Source organism: Streptomyces durocortorensis, assembly GCF_016901035.1.
GTDB classification, from domain to species: Bacteria; Actinomycetota; Actinomycetes; order Streptomycetales; family Streptomycetaceae; genus Streptomyces; species Streptomyces durocortorensis.
On record NZ_JAFEUF010000095.1, the window covers coordinates 1 to 25,157 of the forward strand.

Genomic DNA, 25,157 nt, shown 5'->3' on the forward strand with positions numbered 1-25,157 from the left:
GCTCCGGGGGGGGTGGCGCGGGTCAGACCTTGGCGGGCTGCTCGGCGGGCGCGCCGTCCCGCTGCTCGGGGACCTCGTCGGCGGGGGCCGAGCCGTGACCGTCGTCCACCAGGGTCTTCTCGTCGAACGGGATGCGTCCGGCCAGCACCTCGCCCACCCGGTCCTTGTCGATCTCCTTGGTCCAGTGGCCGACCAGCACCGTGGCGACCGCGTTGCCCGCGAAGTTGGTCAGGGCGCGGGCCTCGCTCATGAAGCGGTCGATGCCCACGATCAGGCCGACGCCGTCGACCAGTTCGGGGCGGTGCGACTGGAGGCCGCCGGCCAGGGTCGCCAGGCCCGCGCCGGTCACACCGGCCGCGCCCTTCGAGGCGATGATCATGAAGACCAGCAGCGAGATCTGCTCGCCCGCGCTCAGCGGGTCGCCCATGGCGTTGGCGATGAACAGCGAGGACATCGTGAGGTAGATCGCGGTGCCGTCGAGGTTGAAGGAGTAGCCGGTCGGCACGGTGATGCCGACGACGGGCTTGCTGACGCCCATGTGCTCCATCTTCGCGATGAGCCGGGGCAGCGCCGACTCGGACGAGGAGGTGGAGAGGATCAGCAGGAACTCGCGGCCCAGGTACTTCAGCAGCGCGAACAGGTTCACCCCGGCGACCAGGCGCAGGATCGCGCCGAGCACCACGAAGACGAACAGCGCGCAGGTGACGTAGAAGCCGATCATGATGATCGCCAGGGACTTCAGGGCGTCCAGGCCGGTCTCGCCGACCACCGCGGCGATCGCGCCGAACGCGCCGACCGGGGCGGCCCACATGATCATGGCGAGGATGCGGAAGACGAGGCGCTGGATGTGGGTGATGCCGCGGATGATGGGCTCGCCCGTCTTGCCCATCGCCTGGAGCGCGAAGCCCGCGAGGAGCGCGACCAGGAGGGTCTGGAGGACCTCGCCCTCGGTGAAGGCGGAGACGATCGTGGTCGGGATGATGCCGAGCAGGAAGTCGGCGGTGGACTCGCCCGCGCCGCCGGCCTGCTCCGCGCCCGCCTCGCGGGCGGCCTCGGTGATGTGGAGGGTGGAGCCGGGCTCCAGCAAGTTGCCGACGAGCAGGCCGATGGCCAGGGCCACGGTCGACATGACCAGGAAGTAGCCCAGCGCCAGACCGCCGACCGCGCCGACCTTGGCGGCCTTGCGGACCGAGCCGACGCCCAGGACGATCGTGCAGAAGATGATCGGCGAGATCATCATCTTGATCAGGTTCACGAAGCCGGCGCCGATGGGCTTCAGCTCGACGGCCACCCCGGGGGCCGCGAAGCCCACCAGGATGCCGAGCGCCACGGCGGCGATCACGGCGATGTACAGGTAGTGGGTGCGGTCCCGTTGTTTGGCTGCCACAGCCATGGTGGGGCTCCTCGGCTCGGTCACGACGTGCACCCCCGTCCCTGGGGGCTTCGGTGACTATCCACCGGCCTGTGACCCCGGTCACCCTTGCGTTCATATCGTTCACGGTCGCTTTCCGGCCATCCAGGAGACTTCTGGGAGCGTCCCGCCGGGCCAGGCAGACTGTGGGGTATGCGCCTCCCCCGTACCCGCCCCCGCAGCCTGGCGGGCCAGCTCTTCGCCATGCAGGTCGTGCTCATCGCCGCCGTGGTGGCCGGGTGCGCCGTGTTCGCGTACGTCTCCGGCAGCGCGCAGGCCGAGGAGACGGCCGCCCGGCAGGTGCGGGTGGCGGCCCTCGCGGTGGCCGATTCCCCCTCCGTACGGGAGGCCATCCGTACCCCGGACCCGTCCGCCGTACTCCAGCCGTACGCGGAGCGGGTACGCGAGGACACCGGGATCGCCTTCGTCACGATCATGGACACCGAGCGGGTGCGCTGGACGCATCCGGACACGACGCAGATCGGCGACACCTTCCTCGGGAACACCGCGAAGGCCCTGCGCGGGCAGACCTTCACCGAGACCTACACCGGCACGCTGGGCCCCTCGATACGGGTGGTGACCCCGATCCGCGACAACGGCCGGATCGTCGGCCTGGTCAGCGCGGGCATCACCGTGGACCGGGTCTCCTCGCAGGTACGGGACCAGCTCGGCGCGCTCGCGCTGGCGGCGGGCGGGGCGCTGGCGCTCGGCGGGATCGGCACGTACGTGATCAACGCCCGGCTGCGCCGGCACACGCACGGGATGAACGCGGCCGAGCTGAGCCGGCTGCACGACTACCACCAGGCCACCCTGCACGCGGTGCGCGAGGGGCTGCTGATGCTGGACGGGCGGCGGCGGATCGCGCTGATCAACGACGCCGGGCGGGAGCTGCTGGGCCTGGAGCCGGACACGGAGGCGGTCGGCCGCACGGTCGACGAGCTGGCCCTGCCCGCACCGCTGACCGGGGCGCTGCTGGCGTCGGAGGCGCGGGTGGACGAGCTGCACCTGACGGCGGACCGGGTGATCGTGGTCAACACCCGCCCCGTGGTCGGCGGTGAGCGGCGCGGCACGGTGGTGACCCTGCGCGACCACACCGAGCTCCAGGCGCTCTCCGGGGAGCTGGACTCCGAGCGCGGGTTCACGCAGGCGCTGCGCTCGCAGGCCCACGAGGCGGCGAACCGGCTGCACACCGTGGTGTCGCTGATCGAGCTGGGCCGGGTGGAGGAGGCCGTGGACTTCGCGACGGCGGAGCTGGAGCTGGCCCAGGTGCTGACCGACCGGGTGGTGGGGGCGGTGGAGGAGCCGGTGCTGGCCGCACTGCTGCTGGGCAAGGCGGCCCAGGCGAACGAGCGGGGTGTGGAGCTGGTGCTCGCGGAGGACAGCCTGATCGATGACGGGGCGCTGCCGGACTCGCTGGCGCAGCGGGATCTGGTGACGATCCTGGGCAATCTGATCGACAACGCTGTGGACGCGGCGTCGGAGGGCCCCGAGGACGCGGAGGAGTCCGGGGCCGCGGTGCCCGCGCCCCGGACGGCCGGGGGTCCGGCAGGGCGGGCGCGGGTGACGGTGACCGCGCTCGCGGACGAGCGGGAGCTGCTGCTGCGGGTCGCGGACACGGGCGCGGGCATCGGCCCGGAGGCGGCGGACGAGGTGTTCCGGCGGGGCTGGTCCACGCACGGGGCGGGGCGCGGGCTCGGCCTGGCGCTGGTGCGGCAGGCGGCGCACCGCAACGGGGGCACGGTGGAGCTGGACGCGGGTCCGGACGGTGGCGCGCGGTTCACCGTACGGCTCCCGCTCGGGGACCGTACGGCGAGGTCGGCTGCGGGGGCCCGGGCGAAGGAGGTCACGGCGTGATCAGAGTGCTGGTGGTGGAGGACGATCCGGTGGCCGCCGACGCCCACCAGATGTACGTGGAGCGGGTCGAGGGCTTCACCGTGACGGCGGTGGCGCACACCCGGGCGGCGGCGGTTCGGGCGCTGGAGCGGACCCCGGTGGACCTGCTGCTGCTCGACCTCTATCTGCCCGACGGGCACGGGCTCGGGCTGCTGCGTTCGCTGCGGGCGTCCGGCCACGGGGCGGATGTGATCGCGGTGACCTCGGCGCGGGATCTCGCGGTGGTGCGGGAGGGGGTGTCGCTGGGCGTCGTGCAGTACGTGCTGAAGCCGTTCACGTACCCCACGCTGCGGGACCGGCTGGTGCGGTACGCGGAGTTCCGGGGCGCCGCCGGGGAGGCGAGCGGGCAGGAGGAGGTGGACCGGGCGCTGGGCGCGCTGCGGGTCGCGCATCCGGCCGCGCTGCCCAAGGGGCTCAGCGGCCCGACGCTGGAGGCGGTGACCCGGGTGCTGAAGGAGGCGCCGGAAGGGGTGACGGCGGCCGCCGCCGGGGAGCGGCTCGGCATCTCCCGGATCACGGCCAGGCGGTATCTGGAGCACCTGGTGACCATCGGCAGCGCCGCGAGGCGTCCGCATTATGGGCAGGTCGGCCGACCTGAACTGCACTACAGCTGGCGGCCCGCAGGACGCTGACCGGTCGGCGCCCCGCACGCCGACAAGCGCTTGCCGGTCGGTTTTCCGGCGCTGACGGTGCGGGGTCTGGGCGGAAAAGAAAGCGCTGGTGAGGCGGGTTTCGCGTACCGCCCGCCCGGTTCGTGGCTGGAGGTTCCTACGAAGCGTGTTCTGTGGGGAACGTACCGTAGCCAGGGCGGAAATGGACTTCTACGGTGGGCCCGTGCACCCCACCCCGCCATTCAACGCCCCCGCCGCGCGCCGTCTCCGCGAGGCTCTGGGGATGGCTCCCGGCCATGTCGCCTACGGGCTCGCCGCCCAGTACGGACTCCGGATCAGCGCAGAGACCGTCATCGCCTGGGAGCGCGGGCTCGCGACCCCCGGGGAACGCGAGCTGACCGCCCTCGCCGGCGTCCTCTGGTGCGCCCCCGGCGAGCTGCTGGCCGCCGCGGCGACCCTGCGCGAGCACCGGATGACCCGGGACCTGACCGTGGACGACCTGGCCCGCCAGCTGGGGATGACGGGCGCCTCGTATCTGCGGATGGAGGAGACGGGGCGCTGGCGGGGCAACGAGAAGCAGTCGGCGGCGCTCTGCCGGGCGCTGGGGCTGACGGCGGCGCAGTTCCTGACGGCGACGGGCCGCGACGAGGAGCTGGCGGAGCTGCTGAGCAGCGCGGTCACCACGCGCTGGCAGGCGTACGTCAGGCCGGTGGCCAAGGTCGTCCCGCTGGACCGGGCGCTGATCCAGAACGTGCTGGAACAGCTGCACACCGACTACCAGGCCCTGATGGTCTCCACCCTGAGCTGGAGCAGCACGGGCCAGGAACGCTCCGGGTCGACGGGCGACGCGGGCCGGGCGTTCCTGGCCCGGGTGGTGGAGCAGTTCTGGCGGACCGCCGGGGTGTGACCCCTGCGGCGGACCCGGGGTGCCCCCTGCGACGGCCCCGGGAAGGCGGACCTAGAAGACGGACTCGGCCTCGTACATCCGCTCGGTGGGCACCCGCTTCAGCTGGGTGACGGCGTCGGCGAGCGGGACCATCGCGATGTCGGTGCCGCGCAGGGCGGTCATCCGGCCGAATTCGCCGCGGTGCACGGCCTCCACCGCGTTCCAGCCGAAGCGGGTGGCGAGCACCCGGTCGTACGCGGTGGGCGTGCCGCCGCGCTGGACATGGCCGAGAATGACGGGCCGGGCCTCCTTGCCGAGCCGGGTCTCCAGCTCGACGGCCAGGCGGTTGCCGATGCCCTGGAAGCGTTCATGGCCGTACTGGTCGATCGCGCCCTTGGCGTACGGCATGGAGCCCTCGGCCGGGTGCGCGCCCTCGGCGACGCAGATGACGGCGAACTTCTTGCCGCGCGCGAACCGCTCCTCGACCATCTTGACCAGGTCGTCGACCTGGAAGGGCCGCTCGGGCAGGCAGATGCCGTGGGCGCCGCCGGCCATCCCGGACTCCAGCGCGATCCAGCCCGCGTGGCGGCCCATGACCTCGACGACCATCACGCGCTGGTGGGATTCGGCGGTGGTCTTCAGACGGTCTATGGCCTCCGTCGCGACGCCCACCGCCGTGTCGAACCCGAACGTGCGGTCGGTGGCGGAGATGTCGTTGTCGATGGTCTTCGGGACGCCGACGACCGGCATGCCCGCGTCGGAGAGCATGCGGGCCGCGGTGAGCGTGCCCTCGCCGCCGATCGGGATGAGCGCGTCGATGCCGTAACGGCGGGCCAGCTCCGCACAGTTCTCGGCGGCTTCGCGGAGCCGGTCGCGCTCCAGGCGGGCCGAGCCGAGGATGGTGCCGCCGCGGGCCAGGATGCCGCTGACCGCGTTGAGGTCGAGGGGGCGGAAGTGGCCGTCGAGCAGCCCCTTGAAGCCGTCCTCGAAGCCGATGACCTCGTCGCCGTGGCCGACGACGGCCCGGTGGACGACCGACCGGATCACTGCGTTCAGGCCGGGGCAGTCGCCGCCCGCGGTGAGAATTCCGATGCGCATCGAGGTGTGTCTCCTGCTCCTAGTAACCGCGCTTTCCGGGGGCCCGCCGGGGGCCGGTCCCGTGCCCTGAACCATCACGATCCTCCCACGCCGCACACCGGCCCGGCGCTTTCGGCCGGGCCGGTGGCGCCCGTGGGCAGGAGGATTCCGAAGGGCGGGCCGAGGGGCGGGGCCCGCGACCACGGGCTGCCGGAACCTCCGGCGGGCGGTATAGCGGCCCCCGCAGGTATCGTCAAGAGGCAATGCAGGCCAACGCCGCACCCGGCGGACACCGGGCTGGCACGGGGGCAGCACCGCACGTCCGGACGCCCCGCGGGTCGCGGCACCGAACATGGACGGGAGAGCACGCGTGGCGCGGAGCGTGTACGTGACCGGGATCGACCGGGGGGACGGCCGTCAGGTCGTCGAGCTGGGAGTCATGGAGCTTCTGACGCGTCAGGTGGACCGGGTCGGGGTCTTCCGCCCGCTGGTCCATGACGGTCCCGACCGGCTCTATGAGCTGCTGCGGGCGCGCTACCGGCTCTCCCAGAGCCCGGCCTCCGTCTACGGCCTGGACTACCACGAGGCCTCCGCCGTGCAGGCGGAGAAGGGCACCGACGAGCTGGTCTCGCAGCTCGTCGACCGGTTCCACCAGGTGGCCAGGGAGTACGAGGCGGTCCTCGTGCTGGGCAGTGACTTCGCGGCCACCCAGCTCCCCGACGAGCTGGCGCTGAACGCCCGGCTGGCCAACGAGTTCGGGGCCTCGGTGATCGCGGTGGTCGGCGGCAAGGGGCAGACCGCGGAGTCCGTCCGCGCCGAGACCCGTAACGCCTACCGCGCCTACGCGGGCCTGGGCTGCGACGTGCTGGCCATGGTGGTGAACCGGGTCGCGGCCGAGGACCGCGCGGGGATCGCGGAGCGGCTCGCGGCCCGGCTGCCCGTCCCCGTCTCCGTCCTGCCGGACGACCCGGCGCTCTCGGCCCCCACGGTCGCCCAGATCACCGCGGCGCTGGGCGGCACGGTGCTGCTCGGCGACGACTCGGGGCTCGCGCGCGACGCGCTGGACTTCGTGTTCGGCGGGGCGATGCTGCCGAACCTGCTGAACGCGCTGACGCCCGGCTGCCTGGTGGTCACCCCCGGGGACCGCGCGGACCTGGTGGTGGGCTCGCTGGCCGCCCACAGCGCGGGCACCCCGCCCATCGCGGGCGTGCTGCTGACCCTGGACGAGCGGCCCGGCGAGGAGATACTCACGCTGGCCGCCCGGCTCGCACCGGGCACCCCGGTCGTGTCGGTGGCCGGCGGATCCTTCCCCACCGCCGCCGAACTCTTCACCCTCGAAGGCAAGTTGAACGCGGCGACCCCGCGCAAGGCGGAGACCGCCCTCGGTCTGTTCGAGCGCCACGTGGACACCGCGGCGCTGCTCGACCGGATCTCGGTGGCCCGCAGCGGGCGGGTCACTCCGATGATGTTCGAGCACGAGCTGCTGGAGCAGGCCCGGTCCGACCGAAAGCGCGTGGTGCTGCCGGAGGGCACGGTGGAGCGGGTGCTGCGCGCCGCCGACGTGCTGCTCCGCCGGGACGTCTGCGACCTCACGCTGCTCGGCGATGTGGACGTGATCCGCAAGAAGGCCGCCGACCTCGGCATCGACCTCGCCGAGACCCAGCTGATCGACCCGCACACCTCGGAGCTGCGCCAGCGGTTCGCCGAGCGGTACGCGCAGTTGCGCGCGCACCGGGGGGTGACGGTGGAGCTGGCGTACGACGTGGTGGCGGACGTGAACTACTTCGGCACGCTGATGGTGCAGGAGGGTCTTGCCGACGGGATGGTCTCCGGGTCGGTGCACTCCACGGCGGCCACGATCCGCCCGGCGTTCGAGATCATCAAGACGAAGCCCGACGCGTCGATCGTCTCCTCGGTCTTCTTCATGTGCCTGGCCGACAAGGTCCTCGTGTACGGCGACTGCGCGGTCAACCCGGACCCGAACGCCGAGCAGCTCGCGGACATCGCGGTGCAGTCGGCGGTGACGGCGGCCCGCTTCGGCGTGGAGCCGCGCGTGGCGATGCTGTCGTACTCCACCGGGACCTCCGGCTCCGGCGCGGACGTGGACAAGGTGCGCGAGGCGACCGAGCGGGTGCGGGCGGAGCGGCCCGAGCTGCGGGTGGAGGGGCCGATCCAGTACGACGCGGCGGTCGAGCCGACCGTGGCGGCGACGAAGCTGCCGGACTCCGAGGTGGCGGGCCAGGCGACCGTGCTGATCTTCCCGGACCTGAACACCGGCAACAACACCTACAAGGCCGTGCAGCGCTCGGCGGGCGCGGTGGCGGTCGGTCCGGTGCTCCAGGGTCTGCGCAAGCCCGTCAACGACCTCTCGCGCGGCGCGCTCGTCCAGGACATCGTCAACACGGTGGCGATCACGGCGATCCAGGCGCAGAGCGAGGAGCGCCCCGCATGACGACTTCCTCCATCCCCCGGCACGAAGGCAATACCTCTGTGGAACCGCACCGCGTCCTCGTCCTCAACTCCGGCTCCTCGTCGGTGAAGTACCAGCTGCTCGACATGCACGACCGCTCGCGGCTCGCCTCGGGTCTGGTCGAGCGGATCGGCGAGGAGACCTCGCGGCTGGTGCACACGCCGCTGGCCGGTGGCGGCGCCGAGCCCCGGGAGCGTACGGGGCGGATCGCGGACCACGACGAGGCGCTGAAGGCGGCGGCCGAGGAGCTGGCGGCGGACGGGCTCGGCCTGGACTCCCCCGAACTCGCCGCGATCGGGCACCGGGTGGTGCACGGCGGGCTGAAGTTCAGCGCTCCGACCGTCATCACCGACGAGGTGCTGACGGAGATCGAGCGGCTCGTCCCGGTCGCCCCGCTGCACAACCCGGCGAACATCACCGGCATCCGCACCGCGCAGGCGCTGCGGCCGGACCTGCCGCAGGTGGCGGTGTTCGACACGGCGTTCCACACGACGATGCCGGAGGCGGCCGCGCGGTACGCGATCGACGTGGAGACCGCCGACGCGCACCGGATCCGCCGCTACGGCTTCCACGGCACCTCGCACGCGTACGTCTCGCGGAAGACGGCCGAGCTGCTGGGGAAGGCTCCCGAGGAGGTGAACGTCATCGTGCTGCACCTGGGCAACGGGGCGTCGGCCTCGGCGGTCGCGGGCGGGCGGTGCGTGGAGACCTCGATGGGGCTGACACCCTTGGAAGGGCTCGTGATGGGTACGCGCTCCGGGGACATCGATCCGGCGGTCACCTTCCACCTGAAGCGGGTGGCGGGCATGTCGGCCGACGAGATCGACGTCCTGCTGAACAAGAAGAGCGGTCTCGTCGGCCTGTGCGGCGACAACGACATGCGGGTGATCCGCCGCCGGATCGACGAGGGCGACGAGCAGGCGGCGCTGGCCTTCGACATCTACATCCACCGGCTGAAGAAGTACATCGGCGCCTACACGGCGGTGCTCGGCCGGGTGGACGCGGTGGCGTTCACGGCGGGGGTCGGGGAGAACGCGGCCCCGGTGCGGGAAGCTGCCATCGCGGGCCTGGAGGAGCTGGGCATGGCGGTGGACGCCTCGCTCAACGCCGTACGGTCCGGCGAACCGCGGCTGATCTCGCCGGAGTACGCCCGGGTGGCGGTCGCCGTGGTGCCGACGGACGAGGAGCTGGAGATCGCCGAGCAGACGTTCGCCCTGGTCAGCCGGGGTGACGCCGTCAGCCCGGCACACAGCGACAACTGAGCACCCCCGCGCCCCTTTGTATCTTCCACCAGACGGAATATTCCGCAGCGAAACAAACCGATAGGATCCGCCTCATGCGCCGTTCCAAAATCGTCTGTACCCTCGGTCCCGCCGTCGACTCGCACGAGCAGCTCGTCGCTCTGATCGAGGCCGGCATGAGCGTGGCCCGTTTCAACTTCAGCCACGGCTCCCACGAGGAGCACCAGGGCCGTTACGACCGTGTCCGCAAGGCGGCCGCCGAGACCGGCCGCGCGGTGGGCGTGCTCGCCGACCTCCAGGGTCCGAAGATCCGGCTGGCGAAGTTCGCCGAGGGCCCGGTCGAGCTGGTCCGCGGGGACGAGTTCACCATCACCTCCGAGGACGTCCCCGGCGACAAGTCGATCTGCGGCACCACCTACAAGGGGCTGCCCGGCGATGTCGCCAAGGGCGACCCGATCCTGATCAACGACGGCAACGTCGAGCTGAAGGTCGTCGCGGTCGAGGGCCCCCGGGTGAAGACCATCGTCATCGAGGGCGGTGTCATCTCCGACCACAAGGGCATCAACCTGCCCGGTGCGGCGGTCAACGTCCCGGCCCTGTCCGAGAAGGACGTCGAGGACCTGCGCTTCGCGCTGCGGATGGGCTGCGACCTGGTCGCCCTCTCCTTCGTCCGCGACGCCGAAGACGTCAAGGACGTCCACAAGGTGATGGACGAGGAGGGCCGCCGGGTTCCCGTCATCGCCAAGGTGGAGAAGCCGCAGGCGGTCGAGCACATGGAGGGCGTCGTCGCGGCGTTCGACGGCGTGATGGTGGCCCGTGGCGACCTCGCCGTCGAATACCCGCTGGAGAAGGTCCCGATGGTGCAGAAGCGCCTGGTGGAGCTGTGCCGGCGCAACGCCAAGCCGGTGATCGTGGCGACCCAGATGATGGAGTCGATGATCACCAACTCGCGGCCGACCCGCGCCGAGGCGTCCGACGTCGCCAACGCGATCCTGGACGGCGCGGACGCGGTCATGCTGTCCGCCGAGTCCTCGGTGGGCGCGTACCCGATCGAGACGGTCAAGACGATGTCGAAGATCGTCTGCGCCGCCGAGGAGGAGCTGCTCTCCAAGGGCCTCCAGCCGCTCGTCCAGGGCAAGAAGCCCCGTACGCAGGGCGGTTCGGTGGCCCGTGCGGCCTGCGAGATCGCGGACTTCCTCGACGGCAAGGCCCTGGTCGCCTTCACCCAGTCCGGCGACACCGCCCGCCGGCTCTCCCGCTACCGCACGGCCCAGCCGATCCTGGCCTTCACCACGGACGAGGCCACCCGCAACCAGCTCGCGCTGAGCTGGGGCGTCGAGTCACACGTCGTCCCGCACGCGGACAACACCGACGCAATGGTCGACCTGGTCGACGCGGAGCTGCTCAAGCTGAACCGCTACAGCTCCGGCGACACGATGATCATCACCGCCGGCTCGCCCCCCGGCGTCCCCGGCACCACCAACATGGTCCGGGTGCACCACCTGGGCGGCGGCGAGCGGGACTGACCCGCGACGCCCCTCCGTCACGCACACGACCCAGCCCCCCCCCCCCCCCCCCCCCCCGCGGGGGCCGCCCCCCCCCCCCCGGTGGGGGGGGGGGGGGGGCGGGGTGGGTGTGCGGCTCCCGGACGGGATCGTGGGCGGCGGCCGCTAGCCGTTGCCGCCTTCGAGGTAGTTGTTCAGTCCGGGCACGGTGAGCGTGCCGCCGAACTGGCCGGCCTGGGTGACCTTCACCTTGGTGAAGAAGGCGAAGGGGACGTTCAGCGGCGGCGGGGTCTCGGGGCTGAAGGTGATCGGGATGAGGCCGAAGAGGTTGCCCTTCAGCTCCTCCGTGTACATCGTCACCTCGCCGTTGCGGATCGTCGACGTGGAGCCGGGCCGCGACTTCACATGGCCCGTCGTACCCGCCGGACCGACGGTCAGCTGATGCAGGTCCTTGATGTCGATGGAGGCAGCGGTGAACTTCAGCACCTTCTTGATGCTGCCGTCCGCCTTCTTCACCTCGACGATGCCGTGGTAGTCCAGGCCGTTGAGGGTGAGCAGCGTCGACTCCAGGGTCCACGGGTCGGACGGGAGCAACGGGATGCCGGGCTCCAGTTCGGCCGCGGCGAGCGCGTCCGCGTCGCGCTCGGGGCACGGGAAGCGGGGCTTCGCGCCGTCCGGGATGTCCTCGTCCTTCTTGGGGTCGAGTCCCTTGGCGTCCTCGTCGAGCTCCTCGACGTCCTTGCCGGCCTTCTCGGCGGCCTCGCGGATGGCGTCGGCCGTCTTGTCCGTCGTCTCCTTCGCGGGGTCCTTCGGCTTCTCGGACGGCTCGGGGGCCTTGGTCGTGGGGCTCGGGGACGGGCTCGCCGGCTCCTCGGCCTTGTCCGCGTCCTCGGCCTTGTCCTCCGCCTTCTCCTCGTCCTCCGCCTTGTCCTCGTCCGGGCCGTCGAACAGGTCCTTGAGGGCGTCGCCGAGTCCGAGCGGGTCCAGCGGGTTCTTCGACTTGGTGGGCGTCGGGGTCGCGGAGGGCTTCTCCTCCGCGGACTGCGCCGGCTTGTCAGCGTCCTCGTCGGGCTTCGCGTCGGCCGAAGGGTCCTTGCCCCCGTCCGCGTCGGAGGCCGAACCGCTCGCCGAGGGCTTCGGGGTCGCGGTGGCGCCGGGCTTCGCGTCCTTGCCGGCCTCGTCCTTCGCCGTGGCCGACGGGGACGGGGTGGCCTCGGGCGACTCGGACTCGCTGGGCTCGTCGGACCGGGTGACGCAGGGGCCCGGCGCGAACGGGATGTCGGCGCCGTCGTCGGCCAGGGCCAGCTTGGGCGTCAGCCCCATGCCCACGAAAACCGCCGTGGGCATCGCCGCGAGCGCCAGCGCCTTCTTGCCGCTGGGCAGGTGGAGCTTGGTCAGCAGCGACTTCCGGGGGGCCGCGTGGCGGGGGCCCTTGCGCTCGCGGAGCCCGTCGCCGGGGTAGGCGTCCGTCCGCTGTCCGTCGTCACCCCGCACGATGCCTCCCGCCCTCGGCCTCGGCCGCCGTGTCGAGCCCGGCGCCGTGCTGCCGGGGCACGGCCGCCGCGCCCTGGAGCTCGCCCTCGGGGCGCTCCTCGTACGGCAGGCCCTTCGCGGGCCCGGCCTGCTCGCCGCCCGTCGCCTCGTCGGCCCGCTGCGGCGCCGCCGGCGCCCACGAAACGGACAGGGCTCCGCCGACGAGGGAGAGCAGGAACCCGATCACGAAGCCGCCGATGTTGGCGACGGGAAGGGAGATCAGCGCCAGCAGGATGGCCGCGATCCCCGCGAACACCCGGACTATGTGGTGGAACCACATCGTGAAGCCGAGCGTGATCAGCAGAACCCCGATGATCAGGGATCCCGCGCCGGCGGTCGTGGACATCGCCAGCGTCATATTGCCGAGGTGCAGGTCGGCGTAGGGGAAGTAGGCGATGGGAAGGCCACCGGCCATGGTGAACAGACCGGCCCAGAACGGGCGGTTACCCCGCCAGGCGCGGAAGCGTCGCCGATAGACGCGGATGTGGTGCTCGTTCTGCCCTGTGGACTCGGGGCTCATGGAAAACAGCTCCCTGGAACCGGTACCGCTGTGAGAAAGGAAGGAGGGGGTGGCCGGAAAACCCTCGGCGGACGTTCCGGCCACCCGGGCCGAGTGCTAGTAGCACTCCTCGACGCCCGTGTGCAGCCTCAGCTTCAGGTCGCTGAGCTTGAAGGTGCCGGCGGTGGTCGCCCACGCCGTCTGCTTCACGCCGGTCAGCACGGCCGAGTCGGCGCGCTGCGCGAAGCCCGCACCGTTCGCCTGCGTACCGGGCTGGATGCCGATGCTGTTCGGCCTGTTCTCCTTCTTCAGCGAACCGGCCGCGACGCCGATGTCGATGTTCCGGAACTCGGCGTCTGCGTCCAGCTCCGAGATGTCCAGGTAGAGGTTGGTCGCCTCGACCGGGTTCTTCGGGTTGGTACCGGCGCTCAGCTTCAGGCTGACGGGCTTGTTGATGAACGGGACCTTCGGCGTGACCACCGACTGGCACATGTTGGTGATCGTCGCGCTGCTGAAGCCCGACACCGCGACCGCGTGCGCCGCTTCCTTGCCTTCGAGGTCCTTACCGACCGCGACGCTGCCGTACTGGACGAAGTCCTGGCCCTCCAGCCGGTCGGCCCTGACCTTGAAGCTCTGGCCGGAGACGCTGAACGAAGCCGCCAGCGCACCCTGTGCCAGGCCTATGCCCACCGCGGCCGTCGCGGCGACGCTCGGCACCATGACCAGAGCGAACCGCTTCCATCTCGTCCCACCGCGAACCTGGGAACTCATACTTGCTCCTTCTTCTCGGACGTACATCTCCGGCCGGGCGTCGTGCCCGTCCTGGGATGGGAGAAGTGCTACGTCCTCGGGAAGGAGAGCGCCCGTATCGGAGACGTGTCCCGCATCCGATCCACCGGCGTTCACCCCCGAGCGACAACCACTGGCCGCGCGTTCCGCACAGCCGGTCGGACAGGCCCCGCCGGTAAGCGGGAACCCCCCTGTCCGCGGTCGGCGCCACTGCCGCCGACCCACCCGGTGGGGACCCAACAGACCCTCGGACACCGGCTGGAGACCGGGCTGGAGGTATTGGACCGAGCGTGGCCGATCGTGGTCCATTCACGGCCCCGGCACAAGGGGGATCGTTACTGGCTAGTAACGGCCCGATAACCGCAGGGCGACAGGGCGGCATCACACGGCGACGCAGGGTGGCACGAAAGGGACATCGGAATAGCGGGAAACTTCCCGGAAACAGGACAGAACAGCTCAGCCGCCTTACTGCGAGTAACAGCTTGCATCTTTGTCAAGTTTTGGTAAAGCAAAGGCCTTTGGCGGCCTTCTTCGGCGTCGGGACGGCGAAACGGCCGCTCCGCCCGGGGGGCGGTGCGGCCGTCTTGTCACATCGGCACAATCGGGCTCGTCCGGAGCGGACGGCGGAGCGTGTCGGACCAGGATCCGGACCGGTCTCAGAACAGGACGCGGGCCAGCGCGGTGCGCGCGGCGGTGACCCTGGGATCCTCCGGGCCGATCACCTCGAAGAGTTCCAGGAGCCGCAGCCGGGCGGCGTTCCGGTCGTCGCCGGCGGTGCGGCGGACCGCCTCGACGAGCCGGCCGAAGGCGTCCTCGACATGACCGCCGACCAAGTCGAGATCGGCGGCGGCGATCTGGGCGTCCACATCGCCCGGACTGTCGGCCGCTTCCTTGCGCACCGCCTGCGGGTCCATGCTCTGGACACGGCCGAGCAGCTCCGCCTGGGCCAGGCCCAGCTTGGCCTCCGGGTTGCCCGGGTCGTCGGAGAGCACGTTCTTGTACGCCTGGATCGCGCCGGGGAAGTCATTGGCGTCGAGCGCGGACGCGGCGGCCTCCAGCAGCGCGTCGTACGGACCGGCCGGCACCTCGGCCGGGGCCGTGTCGGGCGCTCCGGCGTCCGGGTCGACGACGATCCCGGTCAGCCCGAAGCGCTCCTCGCCGACCTGGATCAGCTGGTCGAGCGTCTCGCGGATCTGGGCCTCGGGGGCCGCGCCCTGGAAGAGCGGGAGGGCCTGCCCGGCGACGACGGCGAAAACGGCCGGAATGCCCTGGATGCCGAACTGCTGCATCAGCATCTGGTTGGCGTCGACATCGACCTTGGCCAGCAGGAAGCGGCCGTTGTACTCGACGGCCAGGCGCTCCAGCAGGGGGCCGAGCTGCTTGCACGGCTCGCACCACTCGGCCCAGAAGTCGATGACGACGGGCACCTCGGCGGAGCGCTGGAGGACATCGCGCTCAAAACCGGCTTCGTCGACGTCGATCACCAGGGCGGCGGGCGCGACGGCGCCGGCGCCTCCGGTCCGGGAGGCCTCCGCGCGGGCCTGCTCCGCCTTGGCCTTGGCCTCTCCGGCCGCCTTGACGGCGGCGAGGTCGACAACGCCGCTCATGGACATGTTCCTAGGCTGCATACGTACATCCTCCCCCCTGACCGCACCGTTCCGAAAAGCGAGTGCGAGAACCGGCCCGGCCCACAGCCCCCACTGGCGTGCGAGGGCGGACGGGCCGGAACGGCAGCGGGCCCCTGAAAGACCCTGGTGGACCTTCCGGATCCCCATCCGGCCGGTCCGAGCGGCCCCGGATCCCCACCCGGCGCCTGGGGCCTGGTGAAGCACCCCGGTGGCTGTCGCTCGTTCGTTCCGTGGCGTACGGGGCGAGCAGGCCGCCTTCCTTACGCTACGACCCGTAGCGTAACTGCCGATCAGCCCGCCGGAACAGGTGATCCCGGTGATCTGTCTCACGGGCCCCGGGGCACAACCGTTCTCCCTACCGACCGGTATGGTCGCCGCATCATGAGCGACACCGACCCCAGAGCCTCCCGAACAGGGCGTCCGCGCAGCACCGCGGCCGATGCCGCGATCCTTGAGGCGACGCGGGCGTCCCTGGTCGATCTCGGCTGGTCGAAGCTGACGATGAGCGATGTGGCGACCCGGGCCGGGGTCGCCAAGACGACCCTCTACCGGCGCTGGGCGGGCAAGAACGAGCTGGTCGTGGACGCGGTCGCGGTCCTCTTCGACGAGCTGGAGCTGCCCGACCGGGGCAGCCTGGCCGCCGATGTGCGGGGGGTCGTGCTCCAGTTCGCCGCCCTGCTGGAGCGGCCGGAGGCCCGTACGGCGCTGATGGCGGTGGTCGCCGAGTCCACCCGCGACGACTCGCTGCGCCACCGGATCCGCTCGGCCATCGTGGACCGGCAGAAGCGGCTGGTGCTCCAGGGCCGGGAACGCGCCCAGGCCCGCGGCGAGCTGCGGTACGAGGACGACGCCTCGGCGGCAGCCCGCAACGCGGACCTGATCTTCGACGTGATCGCCGGAGCCGTGGTGCACCGCACCCTGGTCAGCGCGGAGCCGGTGGACGCGGAGTGGGCGAGCGGCTTCACCTCGCTGCTGCTGCTGGGGCTGGCCGGGGCGCAGGCGGCGTAGCGGCATCGCCCGGCATCAGACCTGGTAGCGCCCCGGGGCGAAGAGGTGCAGATGGTCCGCCACCCACGCCGAGGTCCGCTCCAGGCCTTCCTCCAGGGTGACTTCGGGCTCCCAGCCGGCCCAGGTGCGGGCGCGGGTGTTGTCGGAGAGCAGCCGGTGCACCTCGCTGCCGGAGGGCCGCAGCCGCGCCGGGTCCACGACGATCTCGGCGTCCCGGCCGGAGGCGGTGATGAGGGCCTTCGCGAGGTCCCCGACCGAAATCTCCCGGCCGGTACCGAGGTTGACGCTCTCCCCCAGCGCCCGGTCGCAGCCGGCCAGCGCCAGGAACCCGGCCGCGGTGTCGGTGACGTAGGTGAAGTCACGGGTGGGGGTCAGCGAGCCGAGGCGTATCTCCCGTGCCCCGGAGTGGAGTTGGGCCAGGATCGCGGGGATCACGGCACGGGCCGACTGGCGGGGCCCGTAGGTGTTGAACGGCCGCACCACCGTCACCGGCAGTTCGAAGGCGTGCCAGTGGGACAGGGCCATCATGTCCGCGCCGATCTTCGACGCGGAGTACGGCGACTGCGGCTGGAGCGGGTGGTCCTCGCCGATCGGGGCCGTCAGCGCGGTCCCGTAGACCTCGCTGGTGGAGGTGTGCAGGAGGCGGCGGACGGAGTGGCGGCGGCAGGCCTCGGCGATGTTCTCGGTGCCGACGACGTTCGTCCGGACGTAGGCGCCCGGGGAGTCGTAGCTGTAGGGGATGCCGATGAGCGCGGCGAGGTGGAAGACGGTGTCGCAGCCCTCGACCGCGTCCATCACCCGGCCCGCGTCGCCGACGTCCCCGGCGATGAACTCGACGGGCCCGTGCGGGTCGTCGAGGTAGCGGGCGAGGTGGCCCTTGTCGGCGTACGGCTTGTAGTGGACGAACGCCCTTACGCGGGCACCGCGTTGGACGAGAAGGTCGACGAGGGTGGATCCGATGAAGCCCTCGGCGCCGGTGACGAGGACGGTGCGTCCGGTCCAGTCGATGGCCGTGCTGTTCCTGTCGGCGGTGGTGCTGTCCACATCGGCGGTTGCGCTGTTCATGAGGTGAACTCCCTTGTGGTGGTGGGTTGTCCGGCAAGCCGGATGACTGTCTGCGCCAACAGGTCGGCGGCGCGGGCGTGGTTTCCCGGGTCGGCCGCCCGGCCCATCACGGCGAGCCGCGCGGGGTCGGCGAGCAGCGGGTCGATCAGCTCGGCGAGGCGGTCCGCGGTGGTCTCGGCGTCGGGGACGAGGTGGGCGGCCCCGGCGTCGGAGAGGACACGGGCGTTGTGGGTCTGGTGGTCGCCGGGGGCGTACGGGTACGGCACGAGGACGGCGGGCACCCCGGCGGTGGCGAGTTCGGCGATCGTGGCGGAGCCGGCCCGGCAGACCACCAGGTCGGCGACCGCGTAGGCGAGGTCCATCCGGTCGAGGTAGGGCACAGCCTGGGCGACGGGCCCGGCCCCCGCGTGGGCTCCGTACGGGTGCGGGGCTGTCCCGGCCTCCGCGTCGACTCCGTACGGGTGCCCGGCGGCACCGGCCCCCGCGTCGATCAGCTTCTGCCGGGTCTCCGCGAGGGCCGCCGGGCCCGTCTTGATCAGGAGGTGGACGTCGTCCCTCCCCCGCCAGCGGGCGGCGAGCCCCACGGCGGCGGCGGTGAGGCGGGCCGCGCCGAGGCTGCCGCCGTTGAAGAGGACCACCCGGGCCCCCTCGGGTACCCCGAAGGCGCGGCGGGCCTCCTCGCGCAGGGCGGGCCGGTCCAGGGCGGCCAGTGACGCGGCGATCGGCATGCCGACGGTCAGCGCCCGCTCGCCGCCGGAGAGGTGGGCGCGGCTGCCGTCGAAGGCGACGGTGAGGTGTTCGGTGAGCCGGGCGGCGAACTGGTTGGCCCGGCCCGGGACCGCGTTGGACTCGTGGATCACGCTGGGCAGCCCGGCCATCTTCGCGCCGACGATCGCCGGGGCGCTCGGGTAGCCGCCCATGCCGACGACGACCTGCGCCTTCTGGGTGCGCAGGACCGAGCGGGCCTGGGCGCCGGAGCGGAGGAGAGCGGCCGGGAGGAGGAAACGCTTCGCGCCGAGCGCGGGGTCGAAGGGGATCATGTCGACGGTGTGCAGCCGGTATCCGGCCGCCGGGATCAGGGTCGTCTCCAGACCGCGTTCGGTGCCGATGAAGGAGACGACCGCGTCCGGGTCGGCGCGGCGCAGGGCCTCGGCGAGGGCGAGACCGGGGTAGATATGGCCGCCGGTGCCGCCCGCACCGATCACGACGGAGAGTGGTGTGCGCATGGCCGCCACTCTCGGGAAGCGGCTTAAGAGGGTTCTAAGAGTCCGGTTTGGCAGGCTTCAGTCCATGAACAGGATTCTGGTGGCCGAGGACGAGCCGGACGTTCGGGCGGCCGTCGAGGACGGGCTGAGCGTCGAGGGGTACGAGGTCCGGGGCGTCGGCGACGGGCTGGCCGCGCTGTCGGCGGTGGCCGCCTGGGAGCCGGACGCGCTGGTCCTGGACGTGATGATGCCGGTGCTCGACGGCCTTGCGGTCTGCCGGAGGCTGCGGGCTATGGAGGACCGGACGCCGGTGCTGGTGCTGACCGCGCTGTCGTCGGTGAGCGAGCGGGTGGACGGCCTCGATGCGGGGGCCGACGACTATCTGGTGAAGCCGTTCGCGCTGGACGAACTGGTGGCGCGGGTACGGGCGTTGCTGCGGCGGGCCGCCCCGCCCGCCCCGGACGGGGACCTGGCCTTCGCGGATCTGACGCTGGATCCGGTGACCCGGACCGGGCGGCGGGCGGGGCGGCCCGTGGAGTTCTCCCGCACGGAGGCCGCCCTGCTGGAGCTGCTGCTGCGCCACCCGGGGCAGGCGCTGCCGCGCGAGGTGATCCTGGAGCGGGTCTGGGGCCAGGACTTCGGGCCCGACTCCAACTCGCTCGCGGTGTACGTGGGTTATCTGCGGCGGAAGCTGGAGGCGGGCGGTGAGCCGAGGCTCGTCCACACCGTGCACGGGCTCGGCTACCGGCTGGACGTGGCGTGAGCGGGGTGCGGCGGCTGGGGGCGCGGTGGCGGCGCAGGCGGCCCCTGCGGACCCGGCTCGCACTGGCGGCCTCGGCGGCGGTGGCGCTGGTCGCGGTCGGGGTGTGCGCGGCGGCGTTCTTCGTCATCCGCTACGAGCTGCTGCACCAGCTCGACCTGTCCCTCACCCAGTCCGCGACCCGGGTGATCCAGGAGAACCGGGGCGAGGGCCCGCAGATCGTGGCGGGTGAGTGCCGCTACCTCTCCGCGCCCGCCTGCGCCCAGATCGTCCCGGCCGATCCGGCGGCGGACCCGGAGGCGGCGTATCTGCTGCCCGTCTCCGCTCCCGTACGCGAGGTGGCGGCGGGGACGCGGGCCCCGTACTACAGCAACGTCACCCGCTTCGAGCAGCCGCTGCGGATGCTGACCACCCCGTTCGGGGACGGGCGGGCGCTCCAGGTGGCGTTGCGGGCGGACCCGGTGGAGAAGGGCGTGCGGCAGGCGGCCGTGCTGCTGGCGGCGGGCGGGGGGGGGGGGGGCCCGGGGGGGGGGCTGCTCGGGTACGCCGTCTCGCGCACGGGCCTGGCCCCGGTGGCCCGGCTGACCTCGACCGCGGAGCGGATCGCGGCGACCCGGGATCCGCGCCACCGCATCGAACTGCCGCCGGGTCCGCCGGGCCGCCAGGACGAGGTGACCCGGCTGGCGGCCAGCTTCAACACGATGCTCGGGGAGCTGGAGCAGTCGGTGAGCTCGCAGCGCCGGCTGGTCGCGGACGCCTCGCACGAGCTGCGGACCCCGCTGACCGCGCTGCGCACCAACGCGGAGCTGCTGGCCCGCGGCGACCGGCTGACGCCCGCGCAGCGCGAGCGGGCGTCGGGGGCGCTGGGCCGGGGGATCCGGGAGGTGACCGGGCTGGTGAACGACCTGATCGAGCTGGCCCGGGACGAGGAGCCGCTGCCGCTCCTGGAGGAGGTGCGGATCGCGGAGGTGGCGGAGCACACGGTGGCCACGGCACGGACGCACTGGCCGCAGACGCGTTTCCTCCTGGAGGTGGGGGCGGGCGCGGCGGAGGCGGTCCGGCCCGGGGTTCCGGCGCGGCTGGCCCGGCTGCTGACGAACCTGCTGGACAACGCGGCCAAGTTCAGCCCGCCGGGCACTCCGGTGGAGGTCGGCCTGACCGCTTACGAGGGCGGCCTTGAGCTGACGGTCCGGGACCACGGGCCGGGCATCCCGGCCGCCGACCTCCCGTACGTCTTCGACCGCTTCTACCGGGCCGAGGCGGCGCGCGCCCTGCCCGGCTCGGGCCTGGGCCTGGCGATGGCCCGGCAGATCGCCCGCGCGCACGGGGCGGAGCTGACGGCGGGGGCGGCGCCGGGCGGCGGGGCGCTGTTCACGCTGACGTTCGGTCCGGAGGGCCCGCCGAGCGGGGGCGGGCCCTCCTGACCTCGGGCCTCAGAAGCCCGGCGGCTCCGTGTAGACGCCCCACTCCTCGCGCAGCACCCCGCAGATCTCGCCGAGTGTGGCCTCGGCCCGTACCGCGTCCAGCATCGGCGCGATCATGTTCGAGCCGTCGCGGGCGGAAGCGAGCATCGCGTCCAGCGCCGCGGTGACCTTGGCGTCGTCGCGGGCGGCCTTGCGGTCGGCGAGCTGGCTGACCTGGTCGCGCTCGACCTCGTGGCTGACCCGGAGGATCTCCAGGTCGCCGGTGACCGAGCCGTGGTGGACGTTGACGCCGACGACCCGCTTGTCGCCCTTCTCCAGGGCGCGCTGGTACTGGAACGCGGACTCGGCGATCTCGCCGGTGAACCAGCCGTCCTCGATGCCGCGCAGGATGCCGGAGGTGATCGGCCCGATGGGGTGCTGCCCGTCGGGGTGAGCCCGGGTGCCGCGCTCGCGGATCTGGTCGAAGATCTTCTCGGCCTCGGCCTCGATCCGGTCGGTGAGCTGCTCGACGTACCAGGAGCCGCCCAGCGGGTCGGCCACATTGGTGACGCCGGTCTCCTCCATCAGCACCTGCTGGGTGCGCAGGGCGATCTCGGCGGCCTGCTCCGAGGGGAGCGCGAGGGTCTCGTCGAGGGCGTTGGTGTGCAGCGAGTTGGTGCCGCCGAGGACGGCGGAGAGCGCCTCGACAGCGGTCCGTACGACGTTGTTGTACGGCTGCTGCGCGGTGAGCGAGACCCCGGCGGTCTGCGTGTGGAAACGCAGCCACTGGGCCTTGTCGGTCTTCGCGCCGTACGTCTCCTTCATCCAGCGGGCCCAGATGCGGCGGGCGGCGCGGAACTTGGCGATCTCCTCGAAGAAGTCGAGATGCGCGTCGAAGAAGAAGGAGAGCCCGGGGGCGAAGGTGTCGACGTCCAGGCCGCGGGAGAGGCCGAGCTCGACGTAACCGAAGCCGTCGGCCAGCGTGTACGCCAGCTCCTGCGCGGCCGTGGCTCCGGCCTCGCGGATGTGGTAGCCGGAGACGGAGAGCGGCTTGTAGGCGGGGATGGAGGCGGCGCAGTGCTCCATCAGGTCGCCGATGAGGCGCAGATGGGGCTCGGGCTGGAAGAGCCACTCCTTCTGCGCGATGTACTCCTTGAAGATGTCGGTCTGGAGCGTGCCGTTGAGCACGCCCGGGTCGACGCCCTGGCGCTCGGCGGCGACCAGGTACATGCAGAAGACGGGGACGGCCGGGCCGCTGATCGTCATGGAGGTGGTGACGTCGCCGAGGGGGATGTCGCCGAAGAGGATCTCCATGTCGGCGGCGGAGTCGATGGCGACCCCGCAGTGGCCGACCTCGCCGAGCGCGCGCGGGTCGTCGGAGTCGCGGCCCATCAGCGTCGGCATGTCGAAGGCGACGCTGAGTCCGCCGCCGCCCGCCGCGAGGATCATCTTGTAGCGCTCGTTGGTCTGCTGGGCGTTGCCGAAGCCGGCGAACTGGCGGATCGTCCACGTACGGCCCCGGTAGCCGGTGGCGTGCAGACCCCGGGTGAAGGGGTACTCCCCCGGCCAGCCGATCCGCTCGAATCCCTCGTACGTGTCACCGGGGCGGGGCCCGTACGCGGGCTCGACCGGATCCCCGGAGAGCGTGGTGAAGTCCGCGTCACGCTTGCGGGCCTTGTCGTAACGGGCCTGCCAGCGGAGGCGGCCTTCCTCGATCGCGTCAGCGTCCATACCCTCGAATTTACTAGGACGTCCTAGTAAATGTCGATGGCAAACCGCCCGGCGCTTTGTGCGCGGGGCGGTCGGGGTGTGCCGGACGGGCCGGGTCAGACCTTCGCGGGGGCCGGGGCCGGGTCGGTGACCAGGGCACGGGCCTCGCGGCTGACCTTCGGTTCGACGAAGAACGAGGCGAAGGGGATGCAGCCCGCGGCCAGCACCCACAGGAGCTTGCCGAAGGGCCACTTCGCCTTGGAGCCGAGGTCGAAGGCGAAGACGACGTAGACGATGAACAGCACGCCGTGGACCTGGGAGATCAGCATGGTGTCGCCGGTCTCGAAGCCGTACTTCGCGATGATCGCCACGGTGAAGACGAGCAGCCAGATGGCGGTGACGTAGGCCATCACCCGGTAGCGGGTGAGCACGTTCTGTTTCATGGCATCGAGCGTAACGGGACGACCGGGGCGATCTTCGCCCGGCCCCTCTTACCGGAGGGCCGGGCTCACCCCTCCTCGAAGTCCTTGGCCGCCACCCGCAGCGGGCGCAGCATGGCGAAGATCTCGGCGCACTCCTCGGAGTCGTACACCCCGAGACCGAAGTCGACGGCGACCAGGTCCCGGGTGGCCGCCTCGACGACGTCGCGGCCCTTGTCGGTGATGGAGGCGAGGGTGCCCCGGCCGTCGTTGGGGTTGGGGCGCTTGTCGACCAGACCGGACTTCACCAGCCGGTCCACGGTGTTGGTGACCGAGGTGGGGTGCACCATCAGCCGCTCGCCGATCTTGGACATCGGCAGCTCGCCGGCCTTGGAGAAGGTGAGCAGCACCAGCGCCTCGTACCGGGCGAAGGTGAGCCCGTACGGCTTGACGACGGCGTCGACCTCGGCGAGCAGGATCTGCTGGGCCCGCATGATCGAGGTGATCGCCCCCATCGAGGGCACGGGCCCCCAGCGCTGCTGCCAGAGCTCGTCGGCGCGGGCGATGGGATCGAAGGGAAGGCTGAGCGGCTTCGGCACGGCACCGACCTTACCGACTGGTCACATGCCGGTCAGCCCCGTCTCGTCCTTCGGTATCGGACACCCGTCCGGGGGCTGTCCTGCGGACCTCGGCGACGAGCAGGAGCGCGCAGACGGTACCGATGATTCCGGATCCGGCGACCACCTGGTGGACCGGGAAGAACTCGGCCGCGAGCCCCGCCAGCGCCATCCCGAGACCCTGGACGGTCATCAGCCCGGCGGTGAGCAGCGTCATGGCCCGGCCGCGCAGCTCCTGGGGCACGGCGTCGACGAACCACTGATCGAGCCCGATCACATACGCGGCGCCCGCGCCGGCCAGCGCGAGGGCGGCCAGGGCGAGCGGCAGCCCGGGGCGGACCGCGTACACGAGGAGCGGGAGCAGGCCGACTGCGGCGACGGGAAGGACGATCCGGGAGCGGTTACGGGGGCTGAGCGCGGCCCCCACGAAGAGTTCGGCCCCGATGTGCCCGACGGCCATGGCGCAGAACAGCAGGCCGAGGGCGGCGGGCGAGGCCCCGATCGCGTCGGCGTACGGGGCGGCGAGCGCCTCCGGAGCCACGACGAACATCGCGGGCAGCCAGAGCAGCAGCATCAGGGCGCGGATGCGGCGGTCGCCCAGCACCAGGCGGGCCCCGGAGAGCGACTCCTTCAGCAGGGTGCCGCCGCTCTCGCCGCCGGTGCGGGCGGGGCGGTCGCGGGTGCCGAGGCGGAGCAGGGCGGCCGAGCAGAGGAAGGTCACCACGGTGACGGTGATCGCGCCGCGCGGGGACAGCACGGTGAGCAGCACCCCGCCCGCGCCGAACCCGATGAGCATCGCGCTCTGCGAGACGATCCGCAGGAGGGAACGGCCCAGTACGTAGAGGTCGCCGTCGCCGAGGATGTCGGTGAGCGCCGCCATCCGCGTCCCGGTGAAGACGGGGGCGATCGCGGCGATCAGGCAGCGCAGGGCGAGGAGTCCGGCGACCGGGGTGGCGGGCACCAGCATCACGGCAACGCAGGCAGCGCAGAGCAGATCGCAGACGACCAGGACGCGGCGGGCCGGGTAGCGGTCGGCGACCCCGGCGAACAGGGTGCCGCCGACGAGGTACGGGAGCAGGCCCAGTGCGAACGTCAGGGCGCTGAGCAGCGGGGAGCCGGTGAGGTCGTAGACGAGCACGGTGAGCGCGAGTTCGCTGACCATGACGCCGAGCAGCGAGAGCAGATGGGCGGCGAAGACGGCCCGGAACTCGGCGACGGCGAAGACGGCGCGGTAGCCGCGCGGGGCGACGGGAGCCAGGGCGTCGGGTCGGGAGCCCGGACCCGGTGCGGCGGGAGCCGGGAGGCCGGGACCGGAGCCCGGACCCGGTGCGGCGGGAGCCGAGAGGCCGGGACCGGAGCCCGGACCCGGTGCGGCGGGAGCCGGGGAGTCGGTGTCCCGGAGCGTGGGCGCGGGGCCCGGGTCGGGG

At 72.2% G+C, this 25,157-nt stretch carries 21 protein-coding genes; 9 read left to right on the forward strand and 12 right to left on the reverse strand.

Annotation, left to right across the window (positions count from 1 at the left end):
- Positions 1–22 precede the first annotated feature (22 nt).
- Positions 23–1,393, reverse strand: a complete 1,371-nt coding sequence (locus tag JS521_RS18960; protein WP_205084163.1) for a cation:dicarboxylate symporter family transporter — start codon at positions 1,391–1,393, stop codon at positions 23–25.
- Positions 1,394–1,564: 171 nt separating this feature from the next.
- Between JS521_RS18960 and JS521_RS18965 the strand changes: the two genes are divergently transcribed.
- The 3 genes from JS521_RS18965 to JS521_RS18975 all read left to right on the forward strand — a co-directional run bounded on the left by JS521_RS18965 (position 1,565) and on the right by JS521_RS18975 (position 4,822).
- Entirely contained in the window at positions 1,565–3,265 is a 1,701-nt protein-coding gene (locus JS521_RS18965; RefSeq protein ID WP_205084164.1) for a sensor histidine kinase, read from the forward strand.
- Positions 3,262–3,936 carry a response regulator gene (locus tag JS521_RS18970; RefSeq protein WP_205084165.1) on the forward strand — a complete coding sequence of 225 codons (675 nt, stop codon included), beginning with the start codon at positions 3,262–3,264 and terminating at the stop codon, positions 3,934–3,936. Before JS521_RS18965 ends, JS521_RS18970 begins: the two co-directional genes overlap by 4 nt.
- Positions 3,937–4,117: 181 nt before the next feature.
- Entirely contained in the window at positions 4,118–4,822 is a 705-nt protein-coding gene (locus JS521_RS18975; RefSeq protein ID WP_205084166.1) for a helix-turn-helix domain-containing protein, read from the forward strand.
- Positions 4,823–4,873: 51 nt separating this feature from the next.
- On the opposite strand, the gene JS521_RS18980 is transcribed toward JS521_RS18975, so the two are convergent.
- Positions 4,874–5,899 (reverse strand): ATP-dependent 6-phosphofructokinase, encoded by a 1,026-nt coding sequence (locus tag JS521_RS18980; protein ID WP_205084167.1) that lies wholly within the window; start codon positions 5,897–5,899, stop codon positions 4,874–4,876.
- A gap of 349 nt (positions 5,900–6,248) precedes the next feature.
- On the opposite strand from JS521_RS18980, the gene pta reads away from it, so the two are divergent.
- The 3 genes from pta (at position 6,249) to pyk (ending at position 11,115) form a co-directional block, all read left to right on the forward strand.
- Entirely contained in the window at positions 6,249–8,330 is a 2,082-nt protein-coding gene (pta, locus tag JS521_RS18985) for a phosphate acetyltransferase (RefSeq protein ID WP_205084168.1), read from the forward strand.
- On the forward strand, positions 8,327–9,610 hold the full coding sequence (locus JS521_RS18990; RefSeq protein WP_239487502.1) for an acetate kinase: 1,284 nt from the start codon (positions 8,327–8,329) through the stop codon (positions 9,608–9,610). The genes pta and JS521_RS18990 overlap by 4 nt, the downstream gene beginning before the upstream one ends.
- 74 nt (positions 9,611–9,684) lie before the next feature.
- The gene (pyk, locus tag JS521_RS18995) at positions 9,685–11,115 is read left to right on the forward strand and encodes a pyruvate kinase (RefSeq protein WP_205084169.1); all 1,431 of its coding nucleotides are present in this window, start codon (positions 9,685–9,687) and stop codon (positions 11,113–11,115) included.
- Between the two features lie 144 nt (positions 11,116–11,259).
- Here the strand turns inward: pyk and JS521_RS19000 are convergent, their stop codons facing one another.
- The 4 genes from JS521_RS19000 to JS521_RS19015 form a co-directional block, all read right to left on the reverse strand.
- Positions 11,260–12,588 (reverse strand): hypothetical protein, encoded by a 1,329-nt coding sequence (locus tag JS521_RS19000; protein WP_205084170.1) that lies wholly within the window; start codon positions 12,586–12,588, stop codon positions 11,260–11,262.
- Complete coding sequence (locus JS521_RS19005) at positions 12,578–13,147, reverse strand: DUF6114 domain-containing protein (protein ID WP_205084171.1); 570 nt, start codon at positions 13,145–13,147, stop codon at positions 12,578–12,580. The genes JS521_RS19000 and JS521_RS19005 overlap by 11 nt, the downstream gene beginning before the upstream one ends.
- Before the next feature lie 96 nt (positions 13,148–13,243).
- Positions 13,244–13,897 carry a DUF6230 family protein gene (locus JS521_RS19010; protein ID WP_205084172.1) on the reverse strand — a complete coding sequence of 218 codons (654 nt, stop codon included), beginning with the start codon at positions 13,895–13,897 and terminating at the stop codon, positions 13,244–13,246.
- Between the two features lie 674 nt (positions 13,898–14,571).
- Positions 14,572–15,543 (reverse strand): tetratricopeptide repeat protein, encoded by a 972-nt coding sequence (locus JS521_RS19015; RefSeq protein ID WP_205084173.1) that lies wholly within the window; start codon positions 15,541–15,543, stop codon positions 14,572–14,574.
- Between the two features lie 381 nt (positions 15,544–15,924).
- Between JS521_RS19015 and JS521_RS19020 the strand changes: the two genes are divergently transcribed.
- The gene (locus JS521_RS19020; protein WP_205084174.1) at positions 15,925–16,551 is read left to right on the forward strand and encodes a TetR/AcrR family transcriptional regulator; all 627 of its coding nucleotides are present in this window, start codon (positions 15,925–15,927) and stop codon (positions 16,549–16,551) included.
- A 15-nt stretch (positions 16,552–16,566) separates the two neighbouring features.
- On the opposite strand, the gene JS521_RS19025 is transcribed toward JS521_RS19020, so the two are convergent.
- Complete coding sequence (locus JS521_RS19025) at positions 16,567–17,616, reverse strand: GDP-mannose 4,6-dehydratase (RefSeq protein ID WP_205084175.1); 1,050 nt, start codon at positions 17,614–17,616, stop codon at positions 16,567–16,569.
- Positions 17,613–18,842, reverse strand: coding sequence for a UDP-N-acetylglucosamine--N-acetylmuramyl-(pentapeptide) pyrophosphoryl-undecaprenol N-acetylglucosamine transferase (locus JS521_RS19030; protein WP_205084176.1), 1,230 nt, complete (start codon positions 18,840–18,842; stop codon positions 17,613–17,615). Before JS521_RS19030 ends, JS521_RS19025 begins: the two co-directional genes overlap by 4 nt.
- 64 nt (positions 18,843–18,906) lie before the next feature.
- Between JS521_RS19030 and JS521_RS19035 the strand changes: the two genes are divergently transcribed.
- The gene (locus tag JS521_RS19035; protein WP_205084177.1) at positions 18,907–19,584 is read left to right on the forward strand and encodes a response regulator transcription factor; all 678 of its coding nucleotides are present in this window, start codon (positions 18,907–18,909) and stop codon (positions 19,582–19,584) included.
- On the forward strand, positions 19,581–21,005 hold the full coding sequence (locus JS521_RS19040) for a sensor histidine kinase (protein ID WP_205084178.1): 1,425 nt from the start codon (positions 19,581–19,583) through the stop codon (positions 21,003–21,005). The genes JS521_RS19035 and JS521_RS19040 overlap by 4 nt, the downstream gene beginning before the upstream one ends.
- 9 nt (positions 21,006–21,014) lie before the next feature.
- On the opposite strand, the gene icmA is transcribed toward JS521_RS19040, so the two are convergent.
- The 4 genes from icmA to JS521_RS19060 form a co-directional block, all read right to left on the reverse strand.
- The gene (gene icmA, locus JS521_RS19045) at positions 21,015–22,715 is read right to left on the reverse strand and encodes a coenzyme B12-dependent isobutyryl-CoA mutase large subunit (RefSeq protein WP_205084179.1); all 1,701 of its coding nucleotides are present in this window, start codon (positions 22,713–22,715) and stop codon (positions 21,015–21,017) included.
- Positions 22,716–22,810: 95 nt separating this feature from the next.
- Complete coding sequence (locus JS521_RS19050; RefSeq protein WP_205084180.1) at positions 22,811–23,137, reverse strand: DUF3817 domain-containing protein; 327 nt, start codon at positions 23,135–23,137, stop codon at positions 22,811–22,813.
- Positions 23,138–23,202: 65 nt separating this feature from the next.
- Complete coding sequence (locus JS521_RS19055) at positions 23,203–23,712, reverse strand: MarR family winged helix-turn-helix transcriptional regulator (RefSeq protein ID WP_065488276.1); 510 nt, start codon at positions 23,710–23,712, stop codon at positions 23,203–23,205.
- Between the two features lie 10 nt (positions 23,713–23,722).
- The coding region (locus JS521_RS19060) for an MFS transporter (RefSeq protein WP_372448598.1) at positions 23,723–25,157 on the reverse strand (1,435 nt) is incomplete at its 5' end.

Coding starts and splice junctions, on each gene's coding strand:
- JS521_RS18965 (WP_205084164.1), top strand. CDS start 1,565: ATGCGCCTCCCCCGTACCCGCCCCCGCAGCCTGGCGGGCCAGCTCTTC.
- JS521_RS19035 (WP_205084177.1), top strand. CDS start 18,907: ATGAACAGGATTCTGGTGGCCGAGGACGAGCCGGACGTTCGGGCGGCC.
- JS521_RS19020 (WP_205084174.1), top strand. CDS start 15,925: ATGAGCGACACCGACCCCAGAGCCTCCCGAACAGGGCGTCCGCGCAGC.
- JS521_RS19025 (WP_205084175.1), bottom strand. CDS start 17,616: ATGAACAGCGCAACCGCCGATGTGGACAGCACCACCGCCGACAGGAAC.
- JS521_RS19050 (WP_205084180.1), bottom strand. CDS start 23,137: ATGAAACAGAACGTGCTCACCCGCTACCGGGTGATGGCCTACGTCACC.
- JS521_RS18990 (WP_239487502.1), top strand. CDS start 8,327: ATGACGACTTCCTCCATCCCCCGGCACGAAGGCAATACCTCTGTGGAA.
- JS521_RS19030 (WP_205084176.1), bottom strand. CDS start 18,842: ATGCGCACACCACTCTCCGTCGTGATCGGTGCGGGCGGCACCGGCGGC.
- pyk (WP_205084169.1), top strand. CDS start 9,685: ATGCGCCGTTCCAAAATCGTCTGTACCCTCGGTCCCGCCGTCGACTCG.
- JS521_RS19010 (WP_205084172.1), bottom strand. CDS start 13,897: ATGAGTTCCCAGGTTCGCGGTGGGACGAGATGGAAGCGGTTCGCTCTG.
- JS521_RS18980 (WP_205084167.1), bottom strand. CDS start 5,899: ATGCGCATCGGAATTCTCACCGCGGGCGGCGACTGCCCCGGCCTGAAC.
- JS521_RS18960 (WP_205084163.1), bottom strand. CDS start 1,393: ATGGCTGTGGCAGCCAAACAACGGGACCGCACCCACTACCTGTACATC.
- JS521_RS19015 (WP_205084173.1), bottom strand. CDS start 15,543: ATGCAGCCTAGGAACATGTCCATGAGCGGCGTTGTCGACCTCGCCGCC.
- JS521_RS18975 (WP_205084166.1), top strand. CDS start 4,118: ATGGACTTCTACGGTGGGCCCGTGCACCCCACCCCGCCATTCAACGCC.
- JS521_RS19005 (WP_205084171.1), bottom strand. CDS start 13,147: ATGAGCCCCGAGTCCACAGGGCAGAACGAGCACCACATCCGCGTCTAT.
- icmA (WP_205084179.1), bottom strand. CDS start 22,715: ATGGACGCTGACGCGATCGAGGAAGGCCGCCTCCGCTGGCAGGCCCGT.